Origin of the sequence: Rhodococcus qingshengii JCM 15477, from assembly GCF_023221595.1 — a bacterium.
Taxonomy (GTDB): Bacteria; Actinomycetota; Actinomycetes; order Mycobacteriales; family Mycobacteriaceae; genus Rhodococcus_F; species Rhodococcus_F qingshengii.
On the sequence record NZ_CP096563.1, the window covers coordinates 3,419,958 to 3,434,956 of the forward strand.

15 protein-coding genes and 1 tRNA gene are annotated in these 14,999 nt (G+C 62.1%); 11 read left to right on the forward strand and 5 right to left on the reverse strand.

Translation table 11 applies throughout. The features are described 5' to 3' along the window. The first annotated feature begins 211 nt into the window (after positions 1-211). Positions 212-1,207 (forward strand): helix-turn-helix domain-containing protein, encoded by a 996-nt coding sequence (locus M0639_RS15640; protein WP_003944097.1) that lies wholly within the window; start codon positions 212-214, stop codon positions 1,205-1,207. Positions 1,208-1,281: 74 nt separating this feature from the next. Then, positions 1,282-1,653, forward strand: a complete 372-nt coding sequence (gene trxA / locus M0639_RS15645; protein WP_003944106.1) for a thioredoxin — start codon at positions 1,282-1,284, stop codon at positions 1,651-1,653. 58 nt (positions 1,654-1,711) lie between these two features. Here trxA and polA read toward each other — a convergent pair whose 3' ends face one another. Beyond that, entirely contained in the window at positions 1,712-4,459 is a 2,748-nt protein-coding gene (gene polA, locus M0639_RS15650; RefSeq protein ID WP_064074467.1) for a DNA polymerase I, read from the reverse strand. Between the two features lie 303 nt (positions 4,460-4,762). Between polA and M0639_RS15655 the strand changes: the two genes are divergently transcribed. From M0639_RS15655 to M0639_RS15670, 4 genes are read left to right on the forward strand one after another with little or no spacing between them, the layout of a single operon-like run. After that, positions 4,763-6,073 carry a branched-chain amino acid ABC transporter permease gene (locus M0639_RS15655; protein ID WP_037120375.1) on the forward strand — a complete coding sequence of 437 codons (1,311 nt, stop codon included), beginning with the start codon at positions 4,763-4,765 and terminating at the stop codon, positions 6,071-6,073. A gap of 5 nt (positions 6,074-6,078) precedes the next feature. Beyond that, positions 6,079-7,068, forward strand: a complete 990-nt coding sequence (locus tag M0639_RS15660) for a branched-chain amino acid ABC transporter permease (RefSeq protein WP_003944088.1) — start codon at positions 6,079-6,081, stop codon at positions 7,066-7,068. Continuing rightward, positions 7,061-8,089, forward strand: coding sequence for an ABC transporter ATP-binding protein (locus tag M0639_RS15665; protein ID WP_054781295.1), 1,029 nt, complete (start codon positions 7,061-7,063; stop codon positions 8,087-8,089). The genes M0639_RS15660 and M0639_RS15665 overlap by 8 nt, the downstream gene beginning before the upstream one ends. Beyond that, complete coding sequence (locus M0639_RS15670) at positions 8,086-8,892, forward strand: ABC transporter ATP-binding protein (RefSeq protein ID WP_007728720.1); 807 nt, start codon at positions 8,086-8,088, stop codon at positions 8,890-8,892. Before M0639_RS15665 ends, M0639_RS15670 begins: the two co-directional genes overlap by 4 nt. A gap of 71 nt (positions 8,893-8,963) precedes the next feature. On the opposite strand, the gene M0639_RS15675 is transcribed toward M0639_RS15670, so the two are convergent. Continuing rightward, entirely contained in the window at positions 8,964-10,295 is a 1,332-nt protein-coding gene (locus tag M0639_RS15675; RefSeq protein ID WP_003944031.1) for an ABC transporter substrate-binding protein, read from the reverse strand. 208 nt (positions 10,296-10,503) lie between these two features. Next, on the reverse strand, positions 10,504-11,121 hold the full coding sequence (locus M0639_RS15680; protein ID WP_003944029.1) for an ANTAR domain-containing response regulator: 618 nt from the start codon (positions 11,119-11,121) through the stop codon (positions 10,504-10,506). Between the two features lie 107 nt (positions 11,122-11,228). Here M0639_RS15680 and M0639_RS15685 point away from each other — a divergent pair. Beyond that, positions 11,229-11,302 (forward strand) — tRNA-Leu (locus tag M0639_RS15685). Between the two features lie 44 nt (positions 11,303-11,346). Here the strand turns inward: M0639_RS15685 and M0639_RS15690 are convergent. After that, entirely contained in the window at positions 11,347-12,474 is a 1,128-nt protein-coding gene (locus M0639_RS15690) for a tyrosine-type recombinase/integrase (RefSeq protein WP_064074466.1), read from the reverse strand. Next, positions 12,474-13,184: a helix-turn-helix domain-containing protein gene (locus M0639_RS15695; RefSeq protein WP_064074465.1), complete on the reverse strand. Its 711-nt coding sequence runs from the start codon at positions 13,182-13,184 to the stop codon at positions 12,474-12,476. The genes M0639_RS15690 and M0639_RS15695 overlap by 1 nt, the downstream gene beginning before the upstream one ends. A 114-nt stretch (positions 13,185-13,298) precedes the next feature. Between M0639_RS15695 and M0639_RS15700 the strand changes: the two genes are divergently transcribed. From M0639_RS15700 to M0639_RS15715, 4 genes are all read left to right on the forward strand, one after another. Then, positions 13,299-13,511, forward strand: a complete 213-nt coding sequence (locus M0639_RS15700; protein ID WP_231915199.1) for a helix-turn-helix transcriptional regulator — start codon at positions 13,299-13,301, stop codon at positions 13,509-13,511. Between the two features lie 89 nt (positions 13,512-13,600). Next, the gene (locus M0639_RS15705; protein WP_156525035.1) at positions 13,601-13,819 is read left to right on the forward strand and encodes a hypothetical protein; all 219 of its coding nucleotides are present in this window, start codon (positions 13,601-13,603) and stop codon (positions 13,817-13,819) included. Continuing rightward, a complete protein-coding gene (locus tag M0639_RS15710) occupies positions 13,816-14,355 on the forward strand; it encodes a hypothetical protein (protein ID WP_064074464.1) in 540 nt (179 codons plus the stop codon). The genes M0639_RS15705 and M0639_RS15710 overlap by 4 nt, the downstream gene beginning before the upstream one ends. 318 nt (positions 14,356-14,673) lie before the next feature. Next, complete coding sequence (locus M0639_RS15715; RefSeq protein ID WP_156525034.1) at positions 14,674-14,937, forward strand: hypothetical protein; 264 nt, start codon at positions 14,674-14,676, stop codon at positions 14,935-14,937. The last annotated feature ends 62 nt before the right edge of the window (positions 14,938-14,999 follow it).

Below are 14,999 nucleotides of genomic sequence, written 5' to 3' on the forward strand. Positions count from 1 at the left end.
GGTGAAGTCTCCGTGCGGACTGACGTCGTGACGAGTGTCGGGCGTTCGGCCGGCAAGAGCTAGTACGTTCAGGACCAGTAGGACCAAGACGCTGACGACGATGATTGCCATGTGTCCAGCCTGACGGAATGTCCCACGTGGCAGTAGTGGCAGAAAAGCCAGACTTGGACGATTTTCTGCCACTTTCCTGTTTTTCTGTCACACTCGAAAGATGCTCGCGAAAGTGGTGGTCCCACTGATGCCGATGACCGAGGCGTTCGAACTCGGCGTGGCATGTGAAGTCTTCGGCTTCGACCGATCCGACGACGGCCTCCCCACGTACGACTTCTCTCTGATCGCCGCAGTTCCGGGTCCGATCCGAACGCGGTTCGGGTACAACATCGATGTTCCGTACAACCTCGATTCTCTCGACGACGCCGATCTCATCGTCGTGTCCGCCGGCGGAACCTACGACGCCGGCGACGCGTACATGTGCTCACCGAGTCCCGACTCGAGTGTCGATCCCCTGTTGGTCAAACTCAACGAGGCCGTAGCCCGGGGCGCCAAGGTGGCGAGTCTGTGCACCGGAGCGTTTGTCCTCGGGGCGGCTGGACTACTGGACGGAAGGCGATGCACGACGCATTGGCGGCATGCAGAGAGGCTTGCCCAGACGTATCCGGAAGCCAAGGTCGATCCGGACGTGTTGTACGTGGACGAAGATCCGGTGTTCACCAGCGCAGGCACCGCGGCAGGAATTGACCTGTGCCTGCACATCGTCCGAAAAGAACAGGGTTCTCGCGTTGCCAATGGCATCGCGAGAAGGATGGTGGTGCCGCCCCATCGTGACGGTGGGCAAGCCCAGTACGTTGCCACTCCCCTCGCCTCGACGCCGAGTGCAACCCTTGCCCCGCTCCTCGACTGGATGACGGAGAACCTCGCCCTCGACCTCACTGTGGGCATGGTCGCAGCCCGCGCGAACATGTCCGCGCGCACGTTCGCGCGCCGTTTCCAAGCGGAAACGGGAACAACCCCCGCCCGCTGGCTCAGCGATCAGCGAGTACTGGCCGCCCAACATCTCCTCGAGAATTCCGACCTCTCCGTCGACGTCATCGCAGAACGCGTCGGATTCGGCGGCGGTGCCGTGCTTCGCCAGCACTTCATTCGTCTGCGTTGCACCACGCCGCAGGCCTACCGCCGGACGTTTCGGGCGACCGAGAACGCAAGCTGAAATCGGCTCAGGGAAGAATCAGCGGTTCCGGGGCGTTGCACACACCAACAGCCCGCACAATGGAAAGGACCCCTGTGGCCACCCAGACACTCACCCAGCAGAACTTCGACGAAACGATCAACGGCAGCGACGTCGTCCTCGTGGACTTCTGGGCCTCCTGGTGCGGCCCGTGCCGCCAGTTCGCACCGACGTTCGAAGCCTCTTCGGAGAAGCATGCCGACGTCGTTCACGCCAAGGTCGACACCGAGGCCGAGCAGGGAATCGCAGCGGCCGCCAACATCCGCTCCATCCCCACGATCATGGCCTTCCGCGAAGGCGTACTCGTGTTCAACCAGGCCGGCGCGCTTCCCGCCGCTCAGCTCGAGGAGCTCGTCACTCAGGTCAAGGCACTCGACATGGACGAGGTCCGCAAGCAGATCGCAGAGCAGACCGCATCTGCTGAATAGCGTGAAAAGGCTGGGCCGGAATCGAAGTCGATTCCGGCCCAGCCTTTTTCGTTGCTCCCTAGTGAGCCGCGCTGTCCCAGCTTCGACCGGTTCCCACCGAAACATCCAGAGGTACCGACAGCTCGATGGCTGTGGCCATCTTGTCCTTGACCAGCGCGGTGACCTCCTCCAACTCGGAGGCAACCACTTCGAGCACCAATTCGTCGTGCACCTGCAACAGCATGCGCGACTTCAATCCGGCGTCGGCGAGAGCCTTCTGCACGTTGATCATCGCCACCTTGATGATGTCGGCCGCAGTGCCCTGGATCGGCGCATTGAGGGCAGCACGTTCGGCAACCTCACGACGCTGACGGTTGTCGCTGTTGAGGTCCGGCAGGTAGCGACGACGACCGTAGAGCGTCGAGGTGTAGCCGTCCTTACGTGCCTGCTCGACCACCGCGTGGAGGTAATCCCGCACGCCGCCGAAACGAGCGAAGTACGCATCCATCTGCTGCTTCGCTTCTTCGGTCGAAATCTTCAGCTGCGACGCCAATCCGTAGGCACTGAGCCCGTAGGCCAGACCGTACGACATCGCCTTGACCCGGCGACGCAGTTCAGGAGTCACCTCTTCGATCGGTACACCGAATGCACGCGAGCCGACAAAACTGTGCAGGTCCTCACCGGTGTTGAATGCCTCGATCAGCCCCTCGTCGCCTGACACGTGCGCCATGATGCGCATTTCGATCTGGCTGTAGTCGGCAGTGAGCAGAACGTCGAACCCCTGCCCGACTACGAATCCGTCGCGAATCTCGCGCCCCGCGTCGTTTCGCACCGGGATGTTCTGCAAGTTCGGATCGGTCGACGACAGGCGTCCGGTCGCGGCAACCGTCTGATTGAACGTCGTGTGAATGCGTCCGTCTTCGGCTACGGCCTTGAGAAGACCGTCGACGGTCACCTTCATACGCGTCGCATCACGATGCGCGAGAAGGTGTTCGAGGAACGGGTGTCCTGTCTTGTCGAACAGACCCTGCAACGCCTCGGCGTCGGTGGTGTAGCCCGTCTTCGTCTTCTTCGTCTTGGGCATGTCGAGTTCTTCGAACAAGACCACCTGCAGTTGCTTCGGCGAACCCAGGTTGATCTGCTTGTCGATCACCTCGTAGGCGGAGTTTGCGGCGTCGGCGACCTGGGAGGCGAAACGGCTCTGAAGATCGTGCAGATGCGCGCTGTCGACGGCGATGCCGGTGGCCTCGATCTGAGCGAGCTCGATCGTCAACGGCAGTTCCATGTCGGAGAGGAGCGACTTGGACTCGATCGACTCCAACTCGGTGTCGAGTGCAGCTGCCAAGTCGAGAACGGCCTGAGCGCTGAGCATCGCGGTCTCGGCCGCTTCGGCATCGAGCTGCTCGGTGTCGTCGAGCAGTGAAAGCTGTTCCTGGCCGGATGTTTCGGCGCGCAGTTCACGCTTGAGGTAGCGGAGCGAGAGGTCGTCGAGATTGAAGCTGCGCTGGCCCGGCCGGACGAGGTACGCGGCCAGAGCAGTGTCGCTGGTCAGTCCACCGAGCGTCCAACCACGCCCACGCAGAGCATGGATCGCCCACTTGGCTTCGTGCAGCGCCTTCGGCTGCGATGCGTCGGCGAGCCAATCACCGAGAGCTGCTTCGTCTTCCGGTGTTGCCGTCGACGCCGCGATGTATGCACATTCACCGTCGGAGGCCGCGATCGCGAGTGCAGTGACGTCGCCGGCGAACGGAGTTCTGGTTCCGAGCACCGTCACGCCGTGACGCTCACCGGTTCGTGCGTGGGCGTCGAGCCACGCGGCAACCGCACCCGGGGCGAGTGCGTCGCCGCTGACCTCGAACCCTTCCTCTGCTTCGGGCTCGGACGACGACAGGGTCGCGAACAGTCGATCGCGGAGAACCTTGAACTCGAGATCGTCGAACAACGCATGAATCTTCTCGCGGTCCCACGGGGCCAACACCAACTGCTCGGGCGTGTACGGCAAGGGAACGTCGCGAACCATTTCGGTGAGCTGACGATTGAGCAGGACGTTCGCGAGGTTCTCCCGCAGTGAGTCGCCCACCTTGCCGCGGACCTTGTCCACGTTGTCGACCAGTCCCTGCAGGTCGCCGTACTCACGGATCCACTTGGTAGCGGTCTTCTCGCCGACGCCGGGGATACCGGGGAGGTTGTCACTCGGGTCGCCGCGCAGGGCAGCAAAATCCGGATACTGCGACGGAGTGAGGCTGTACTTCTCCTCGACGGCCGTCGGCGTGAATCGGGTGAGCTCCGAGACACCCTTCTTCGGGTAAAGCACAGTGACGTTGTCGGTCACCAGCTGCAGCGAGTCGCGGTCGCCGGTCACGACGAGAACCCGGTATCCGAGTGCCTCCGCCTGCGTGGTCAAGGTGGCGATCACGTCGTCGGCCTCGAAACCTTCCTCGGCCATGACCGGGATGCCCAGCGCGCCGAGAACGTCCTTGGTGATGTCGATCTGGCCCTTGAATTCGTCCGGAGCCTTCGCGCGCTGCGCCTTGTATTCGGGGAACAGGTCGGCGCGAAACGTCTGACGCGACACGTCGAAAGCCGCGGCCAAGTGGGTGGGCTGCTCGTCACGAAGAAGGTTGATCAACATCGACGTGAAGCCGTACACCGCGTTGGTGGCCTGCCCACTGTGCGTCTTGAAGTTCTCTGCAGGCAGCGCGTAGAAGGCGCGAAACGCCAACGAATGCCCGTCAAGAAGCATCAGAAGAGGGCGATCGTCCGCCTTGCCGGTGGTGCCGGCTGGAGCGGTGGACGTGCTGGACCGAGTTGTGGTTGCGGGGCTCACGGTTCATCAGTCTAGGGATCGCGACCGACATCGACGCCTTCGCCGTTGTTTACGCAGGAACAGACACAAGAATCGGACAATTGATGCAGCCTTCGGCCTTCGATACGGAACCGAAACATCCCGGAAATCTCAGAACCCCATCTGAAGCGAACGGAGCCGTTAGAGTCCGGAAATCGCAGCAGCGAAACAATCCCTCTGCTGCGCGGCACCTTTGTCCAGACGCGCTATTCCCGACCCGCTCGGAGGACGTACGTGGCCCCACCCGTAGTGAAACGGCAGACCCTCGCGACACTCAGCCGACTACTGGCCTTTGCATTACTGACGTTCTTCGCATTACTCAGCCTGGCCGGAACTGCTTCGGCTCAGGAACCGACCACTTCCCCTACACCGCCGACCCCGACAGCATCCGCAACACCGACAGCACCGGTTCCCGACAACGCTGTCCCCGTCAGCGGCAATCTCAACAACGGCGGCACACGCCTCGAGGGCGTCACCGTCCGTGCGCTCGATTCTTCCGGCACGGAAGTCGCCACCGGAGAATCGGCATCGAACGGCCGTTGGGAACTGGCCGTGGCACCGGGCACCTACACCTTCGAGATCGTTGCCGACACACTTCCCGACGGGGTCAGTGTGCAAGCCGCTGTCGAACGCGAGGTGGTGGCCGGCCGCGCGAACACCGTGATCTTCTCGTTCGGCGAGGTACGTACCGCCTCGAATGTCAGCTTCGGCGAGAAGCTGATCCGCACGACGGTCGACGGTCTGCGGTTCGGCCTCGTGATCGCGATCGCCGGTGTGGGTTTGAGCCTGATCTACGGCACCACCGGCCTGACCAACTTCGCTCACGGCGAGATGGTGACGTTGGGAGCCGTTGCTGCCTGGGTGATCAACACGTCCTTCGGCGTTCCGCTGATTCCCGCCACGATCCTCGCGATCTTCGTCGGCATCGGCATCGGCCTGCTGACCAACGGAATCGTCTGGAAACCACTGCGTAAGCGCAAGACCGGGTTGATCGCGCAATTGGTGGTCTCGATCGGTCTCGCGATTTCATTGCGCTACTTGATCCTGATCTTCTTCTCCGACCGCGCCGAACCGTTCGACGACTACCAGGGCCAGGTCGAGAAGAACTGGGGCCCGATCGCACTGACCGACGCCAACGCGATAGTCATGATCGTCAGTCTGGTCGTCCTGGTCGGCGTCGCACTGCTTCTGCAGAAGACTCGCATCGGAAAGGCCATGCGTGCCGTCTCCGACAATCGTGACCTCGCCGCTTCGTCCGGTATCAACGTCGAGCGGGTGATCATGTTCGTCTGGGGTCTCGGCGGCGGATTGGCCGCCCTCGGCGGTGTGCTGTTCGGTATCTCCGAGCTCGGCGGACGCGTCCAGTGGGAAATGGGCTTCAAACTGTTGCTGCTCATGTTCGCCGGAATCACCCTCGGTGGTCTGGGAACCGCGTACGGGGCGCTACTCGGCTGCGTCATCGTGGGACTTCTGGTCCAACTCTCGACGCTCATCATCAACCCAGACCTCAAATACATCGGCGGACTTCTCGTCTTGATCGTGATCCTCGTGGTTCGCCCCCAGGGCATCCTCGGATCCAGACAAAGGATCGGGTGACGAACATGGACATCATGGGAGCTTTCCAGGTTTCCTTCGCCCAGCTGATCGGGCCGTCGGCAATCTTCTACGCACTGTTGGCAATCGGGTTGAACCTGCACTTCGGCTACGCCGGACTGCTCAATTTCGGTCAGATCGGTTTTGCCCTTCTCGGCGGCTACGGCGTCGGCATCATGACCGTGACCTACGACCAGCCGCTCTGGCTCGGCATCCTCGTCGGACTCACCGCAGCCGGGCTCCTCGCGCTCGTGCTCGGTATCCCGACGCTGCGTCTGCGCGCCGACTATCTCGCCATCGTGACCATCGCCGCTTCGGAGATCTTGCGTCTGATCTTCCGCTCGACCGCGTCGGATTCGGTGACCGGTTCCACTAATGGCCTGTTCGGTTTCGCAGACCCGTTCACCGCACTGAGCCCCTTCGACTCGGCCAAGCAGTACTCATTTCTCGGCGTGAAGTTCTACGGAGACGACCTCTGGTCGATGGTCGTGGGGTGGACGCTGGTCTTGATCTTGTGCGGATTTGTCTACCTGTTGACGCATAGTCCGTGGGGGCGCGTCCTCAAGGCGGTTCGCGAAGACGAGGACGCAGCGCGATCGTTGGGCAAGAACGTGTTCGTGTACAAGATGCAGGCGCTGGTTCTCGGCGGCGTGATCGGTGGTCTGGCCGGGGTGTTCAACGCTTTGCAGACCAAGTCCATCAACCCGGACTTCTACTCGACCGCGCAGACGTTCTTCGCGTTCGGCGCACTGATTCTGGGCGGGGCGGCAACGGTATTCGGCCCGGTGGTCGGCGCAATGTTGTTCTGGTTCCTCCTCGCCATCCCTGATGCCTTGCTGCGTCAGGCGATCTCCGGCGAGAATCCGCTGCTCTCGCTGACCGAACAACAGGTCGGGGCCACCAGGTACGTCCTGCTCGGATTGATGATTGCTCTCCTGATGGTCTTCAGACCGCAGGGAATACTGGGTAACAAGCGGGAGGTGCAACTCAATGCTTGACGCCGATACCAGAGCACAGATCTTTGCCGACGTTCCTCACCTTCCCGGATCGGCGAAACCCGACCCGGTGTTGGTCGCTGACAACGTCTCGCGGACGTTCGGCGGTCTCAAGGCCGTCGACGTCGATCACCTCGAGATTCAACGAGGGTGCATCACGGGTCTGATCGGTCCAAACGGTGCCGGAAAAACGACGCTCTTCAACCTCCTTACCGGATTCGACCGGCCGGACACCGGTACGTGGTCGATGGACGGTCAATCGCTGGGCCGCATGTATCCCCACCAGGTAGCCAGGAAAGGAGTGGTACGGACGTTCCAGTTGACCAAGGCGCTCTCCAAACTCACCGTGCTGGACAACGTACGTCTCGGTGCCACCGGCCAACGTGGTGAACGCATTTTTGCATCTCTCGTCCCGTGGATCTGGAAAGGCCAGGAACGCGAGATCACCGAACGCGCCAACGAACTCCTCGCACGATTCAAACTCGACACCAAGGCCGACGACCTCGCCGGTTCACTCTCCGGTGGGCAGCGCAAACTGCTCGAAATGGCTCGCGCACTCATGACCTCGCCCTCGGTGGTGATGCTGGACGAACCGATGGCGGGGGTCAATCCTGCTCTGACGCAAAGCCTGCTCGGACACATCAAGTCATTGCGCGACGACGGAATGACCGTCGTGTTCGTCGAGCACGACATGGACGTGATCCGAGACATCAGCGATTGGGTGGTGGTCATGGCGCAGGGCAGCGTCATCGCCGAATCCACCCCGGACGAACTCTCGTCCAACACAGCCGTCGTCGACGCATATCTGGGCAGCCACCATGACCAGGCCCTCGAGTTCGACGACAACGGAAATCCGGTGGGCGAGACGGCCGTTCTGGCCGCCGCCCTGGCTGAAGCCGAGGTCGAAACCCTCGAGACGGGCGGGGACCTGTCGGAACCCGACATCGACAACCTTCCGGCCGATCTCGCCGCGACGCTGGAATCGAGTCCCGAGGAACCGCGCGGAAGGCACGAGAAGCCATGAGCGAGAACCACGCACGTTCACTCACGCCTGCAGAGTTCGCCGCGACGGCCGAGGAGCATCAGCGACTGTCGGCAGGTGCCCTGCTCCGCGCCGACAGCCTCGTCGCGGGCTACATTCCCGGCGTCAACATCCTGCGTGAATGCAACTTCTTCCTGAAGGAAGGGGAAATCGTCGGGATCATCGGACCGAACGGCGCAGGCAAATCGACACTCCTGAAATCACTGTTCGGACTGATACCGGTACGCGAAGGGTCGGTCACCCTACGCGAGGACAACATCACGTCTGCGCCCGCTCACGTCCTCGTTCAGAAGGGAGTCGGGTACGTCCCTCAGACACAGAACGTCTTTCAGACTCTGACCATCGAAGAAAACCTCGAAATGGGCATTTATCTGCGGCCCAAGGCATTCGCGGAACGATTCGCCTTCGTGAGTGAACTGTTCCCTCTTCTGAGTGAACGACGAAAGGTGAAGGCCGGCGCACTCTCCGGCGGCGAACGCCAGATGGTCGCGATGGGCCGGGCCCTGATGATGGATCCGTCGGTGCTGCTGCTCGACGAACCGTCCGCGGGCCTGTCCCCCATGTTCCAGGACGAGGTGTTCATCCGCTGCAAGAAGATCAATGCTGCCGGTGTCTCGGTCATCATGGTCGAGCAGAACGCGCGCCGCTGCCTTCAGATCTGCGACCGCGGTTACGTACTCGATCAGGGTAAGAACGCGTACACCGACACCGGCGCCAATCTGATGAACGACCCCAAGGTGATCGAGTTGTACTTGGGAACGCTCGCTGGAAGCAAAGAGAAGTAGGACAGACACGAGAATGGGCCAGGGTCGCGAGACCCTGGCCCATTCTCGTTGGCTGCTTACCTGCCCACGACTTACTTGCCCACCACCACGAATCCTTCTGTGGTCAGGGTGTTCTCAGGGCCGAACTTGAGCTTTCCGTACGAACCGATGGACGGCTCCCCCGAATCGTTGAAGTCCAACTCACCGGTGATGCCGTCGTAGTCGATGTCGGTTCCCGCCTTCACCAACGGCAGGCACTCGACGTAGGACGTGCACTTGGTGCCGCCTTCGGTGACGCTGTTGATGTTGGCCGCGATGTCGGTACCGGCCGTCGACTTCGCCTGCTCGGCAGCGAGCGCTGAGATCACCACCGCGTCGTATGACTCTCCGGCGTAGTTGAAGTCGATCAGAGAGGGGTTCACAGCCTTCAGACGATCCTGGAAGGCAGCTCCGACGTCCGTCAGGGGCGTCGTTCCCTGCATGGTGTCGAGCAACGGCTTCGCCACGGATTCGCCGAGAGCGTTACCCATGTTGCCGTCGACGCCGTACATCGCCATTCCGTCCGACGGGCCGATGCCCACTTCGTGCATGCGCGTGATGATCTTCGCCGACTCTTCGAAGCCCACCAGTGCCACTGCATCCGGATTGAAGTTCTTGACTTGATCGACTTCGGAGTTGAACGACTGCGCGTTCGGGTCGTAGATGATCTTCTCGATCTGATCGGAGGGGACACCCGAATCGATCAGATTCTTTTCGATGTTGTCCGCCAGACCCGTCCCGTACGGGTCGTTGAGGGCCATGATCGCTACGCGCTGACCACCGTCGTCCGAAATGAGCTGTGCGACGGCCTGAGCCTGCAGTACGTCCGTCGGAGCGGTGCGGAAGTACATGCCCTTGTCTGGGTAGCAGACGAATTGGTCCGAGGTGTTGGCAGGCGAGAACATCACGACGCCTGCGCTGGCGATCTTGTCGATCACCTTGAGCGAGACCGAAGACGACGCGGCGCCGACGATGACCTGAGTGCCTGCAGCCAATTCGCGGTCGACGGTGGTATTGGCGGTGTCCGTTGTGGTGTCACCCGAATCGCCGGGAATCAGCTGGACCGGTTGGCCGAGAACGCCTCCGGCTGCATTGACGTCGTTGACTCCCAGCTGGGTGCCCGCGACCATCGGCGGCCCGAGGAACGACAAGCTGCCTGTATCGGGAAGAAGCGTGCCGATGCGCAGCGCTTCCGTGGACGGGGTGGCGCCGGCCTTGGCCTGCTCCGGGGTGCAATCAGTCGTGACGGATGTCGTCGCGGCAGAAGCGCCGGACGTAGAGCCACTCGAAGACGAGTCATCCGACTTGTCCGAGCTACAGCCTGCAAGTGCCAGTGATGCCGCGCCGAGAACTGCAGCAGTACGCACAAGTGTTCGTCTAGCCATCCCACGCTCCTAAGATCAGCCGGTGCTCGCGCCACCCGAACTGGCGCTCGCTGTGGGATCAGACGCTAGACCTTGGAACCGTTTCGCGATCCTTCAAGAAAGCCCTGTGACCTGACTGTTATCTGAAGGTGCACAGAGTTTACACGGCTGTAGCGCTGCGCGACGTTTCGACGGTCGACGCAGCAACCGGGTAACCCGGACACTTTGCTCAAGCGTCCGGTTCACCGCCCAGAGTTTCCAGTACGACCTGTGCGACCGCCTTCATCGTGGAGCGCCGATCCATCGCGGCGCGCTGAATCCACTTGAACGCCTCAGGTTCGGTGAGCGCTTGGCGAACCATCAGAACACTCTTGGCTCGCTCGATCAGCTTGCGTGCTTCGAGCCGGTCCGAAAGATCAGCGACCTCACGCTCGAGCGCCGTCACCTCGCGGAAACGACTGACCGCCAATTCGACAGCGGGAACGAGGTCACTGATCGAGAACGGCTTGACCAAGTAAGCCATGGCGCCGGCATCGCGTGCGCGCTCGACCAACTCGCGCTGACTGAACGCTGTGAGAATGACAACAGGAGCGATGCGTTTGGCGGCAATCTCCGAAGCGGCGTCGATGCCGTCTCTCCTGGGCATTTTCACGTCCATGATGACCAGATCAGGCTTGAGCGACTCGGCCAACTCCACCGCGACCTGCCCGTCACCGGCCTCACCGACGACGTCGTAGCCCTCTTCGCGGAGCATCTCGACCAGATCCATGCGGATCAACGCCTCGTCTTCAGCGACGACAACACGACGGGGTGCGAGCTGATTGCCTTGCGGCTGCGGCGAATTCATGGCCACCATCCTCCTCCATCGAACCGCCCCGACACGAGACGCGAACGATTAGAGGGTACCGGTGTTTGACATTGAAATCGCATCTTCTAATGTAGTCATCGCAACAAGCCCTCGTATCCCAATTGGCAGAGGAAACGGATTCAAAACCCGTCCAGTGTGAGTTCGAGTCTCACCGAGGGCACAACGAGATAAACATCAAAACCCCCTGGCGACAGGGGGTTTTGGTCATCCTAGAGCGGCTTCCAGGGAATCTTCTGGACACGCTTTGGACACAGACTCCGCAGCCGCAGCGTCCAATGCGTCCGCGAGGTCGCCCAGTTGGTCGGCGAACAGGTGCCCATATCGGTCCATCGTCAACGTGGCCGATGCGTGACCGAGCTGAGCTTGGATGGCCTTCGGATTGGCTCCCGCCGCAATCATCAACGAGGCCGCAGTGTGGCGCAGTGCGTGCACACCAACTTTCGGGAAACTCGGGTCGTGCGCCTGGCACCGTTCCACCGCACCGGACCACCACGACTTCGCCGAGGGCAATGTCATGTGACCGCCCCGCACGTTCGGGAAGACGATGTCATCCCTCCCCTTACCCTCGCACTGCCTCGCGAGTGCCTCCGCGACCAAACGAGGTACCGCAATGGTGCGTTGGGCGTGAGACTTGGGCGAGCCCAACTCGACTCGTCCAGCCACCGTCACAGCGTTCTCGACAACGCGGACACGTCGCCGCAACAGGTCCAGGTGTCGAACCCTCAACCCTGCCGCTTCACCGAACCGCAGTCCGCCGAAGCCAAGGAGCAACACGAGCCCTCGACGCTCCCCCGCCTGCTCGGCCAACGCTTGCAGTTGCGCCATCGTCAGGTAGGTCTGCTCCCCTCGTTTCCGTCGCGGCAGTTTGACCCCTCGAGCGGGGTTCACCACGAGCAGTCGGTCCGCGACCGCGTCATCCAAGATCGACGCAAGGACACCGAAGCAGCGCGTGATGGTCACCGGGCCGCTACCGACCGACATATCGGCCACCCATTGCTGGACGTGGGTTCGTTTGATGCGCCCGACGGGGGTTTGACCCCACTTCGGTTTGACGTGGTTGTCCCACGCCGATTTCACGACACGAGCCGACGAGGGTTTCAGGTGCGCTTGCCGCCCGAGCCACTCGACGCCCAACTCTCCGATAGTCGCTCGCCCTGCGCTCTGGTGAACGAATGCGCCAGTCTGCTTGTCCACCTCGACTCGCGCCGCGTAGGCGTTCGCGTCCCGCTTCGTCTTGAAGCCGCGCTTGCGGGTCGTCTGATGGTCCGGTGTTCGGTAGCGGACCTCGTACCGGGTTCCGGCCTTCGTCTCGTACTCCGAGACAGTCGCCATTACTTGGACTCCAGCGCGGCCGCGAGCTGAGCGCGGAGTTCGCGTGAAATCTGGCCTCGCCGCTGGTTGTTCGCGTCAGGCTCGAGTGCCGCCAACCGGTCTCGCTCCTCGGCGAGGGAACGACCCCACAGCCGCAGTGCTGTTGCCATCAGCTCCGCAATCTCGATCTTGAACGCCCGAGCTGCGCGCTTGTCCGCCAAGGCCGCGCCGTCCGTTGCGTCGAAGACCGCGTTCAGTTCGGCATCCGTAGTAATCCGCAGGTCCGCCTTCGCTTCGGCAACCCCTGGCCAGCCATTCGCCCGAGCCCGGTCCGTCAACGTCTCGTGCACCTGGTGTTGCTGCGCGGTCTCGACGCCTGCCCAGGGTGCGCGGTCGTCGCCCTCAAACCGCACGGGCGCTCCTTCCAGAGCTCGTGCGAGCGCTGCCGACGAGACCGCGAGGCCGCCCGTCAGCTCTACGAAGTCGTCAGTAGCGACCAGGTCCGCCAGTCGCACAGCGCCCCCTGTCACCTCCCCTAGAGCGTCTGCCAAGCCAAGAACCGTAGGCATCGTTGGGTTGATGCGTCCGCCCTCCATGTCTCCGACACGTCCTGTGCTCCAAGGCATTCCGCGCGCACGTACGGCTCGCGCGAGCTGCTCCATTGTCGCCCCTGCTTCCAGGCGCAACCTTCTTGCGTTAACACCGATCACGTTGGCTAAGTCTGTCGTCATTCGCTCACCGTATACGAAGTCGCGCCGCTTGACACGCGGTGGCACGAGATGCTTCTATATTCTCGTGTTACTTCTCAATAAGTGAAGTTCATCGACACGAGATAGGAGACGAGCGTGAGCCCCACCGAGATTCCACGATTGTTGTCAGCGAAGGAGGCGGCCGACGTACTGCTCACAAGCGAAGGGGCGCTGGCCGCACTGCGGTATCGAGGCGCAGGTCCGAAGTTCAGAAAGCTAGGCCATCGAGTCGCGTATGCGGTCCAAGACCTGCGGGACTACATCGACTCCGACATTCGTACGGGAACGGCCGCCGACGCGACGGCCTGAATACGAAAACGCCCCCAGTGCGCCAACACCGGGGGCGAATCCAACCACCAACCCGAGCGCGCAGCTCGGACCGAAAGGGAAATCAACGCATGCTTATTCAATCAAGCACCCCCGAGAACGCGCAACCAGGCCCCGACGCCCCCGTTCGCGCCAAGTTCACGCCGCGACATGGGTCAGTCTCGATCGGCCGTCAATCTGGCCCGAGTGTTGTCGTCCGTGACGTGGGCGACGCCCATTGCCTGATCGATGACCTGCAGTCCGCTGTCCGCGAGATGGCTCGCCACCAGGAAGCCGAGGCCACGGCATGAAAATTCCGACCAGCCAGAGGAACGAACGCCGGGACACGACCCGGCCGGTCGGCGAGCATCGTCGTTCGGGAGACGGTACGACACCGAGCAGTGGAGGCCACCAGACGAGCGTCACCGCTAAGCAGATGGAAGCCCTCGGCGCGCTGCTGCGACTCATCGACGAACGTTACTCCTCCGGAACCGCTTCCGAGTTGGTCTATTTCAAAGGTGTTCGAGTATCGCTCCACGTACGAAACAGCCAGTCGCCCAACGGAATACTGCTCCGTATCACCTCGACCTACGGTGCCGAAGTTCTCGAACTGGTCCCGGCAGTGTCCCAGCAGTTCGACGCGGAAACCTTGGACAGCCAAAGCGTCCAAGACACCATCGACCAGGCACGCGACTGGCTCGACCGCGAGGTGCGCAGGGTTGTTCCTGCAGTGCAGCAAGCCAAGGTACAACTGCTCACCAAGCAGCTCGTAGACGCTGAACAGACGCGGCAGAGCGCCAACGCCTCAGTGTGGAATCGGCCGACCACTACGGAGGCCACCGAATGACGGCCCAGGAGCGATTCGAGCTGAAGGCGACCGGGTGGGCGTTTCTCGTCTACCTGCTGCTCTGGGGCGCGCTCGTCTTCTGATCGCGTGACCCCTGACACGAATAATCCCCGACGCGCCCAGCGGACCCCGCCTCCATTCGGGTACCCGCTGGGCGCGTTCGTTCGCCCGGAAGACCAACGAGCGGCCACGAGAATCCGTCTCCGGAATCTGTTGTCGCCGAGGGTTTTTCTCCCTCTTGACCTCCCTCGATTCCGACTGGCCTCGACCAAAATAATAATACTTCTCCGGCAGGGACATCACATGATTTCGTTTCCTATGAGCAACCAAGAACCTAGACACGACGAGGCCGCAGAGGCCCCGGTACAGCGACCGAAACCCGGAACTCCCGAGCATCAGGAATGGGTCCGCGCCAAGGCTCGCGAGAGGGCAAAGAAGCGATCACAACGGCTCATGTCCGACCCTGCAACTGCGGCCGTCGAACGCGAACGCCGTCGGCTCCGCGCCATGGAGGCTCGCCATCGCAGAACTGCCGGAATCTTGCCCCTACCAATCGGCCAACGCGTCCCGAAAGAGCAGTGACCCCGAACAGCAGTCCGCCCCAATTGCTGGCAGGCAACCGGGGCGAACGGAGCGCGTACGCA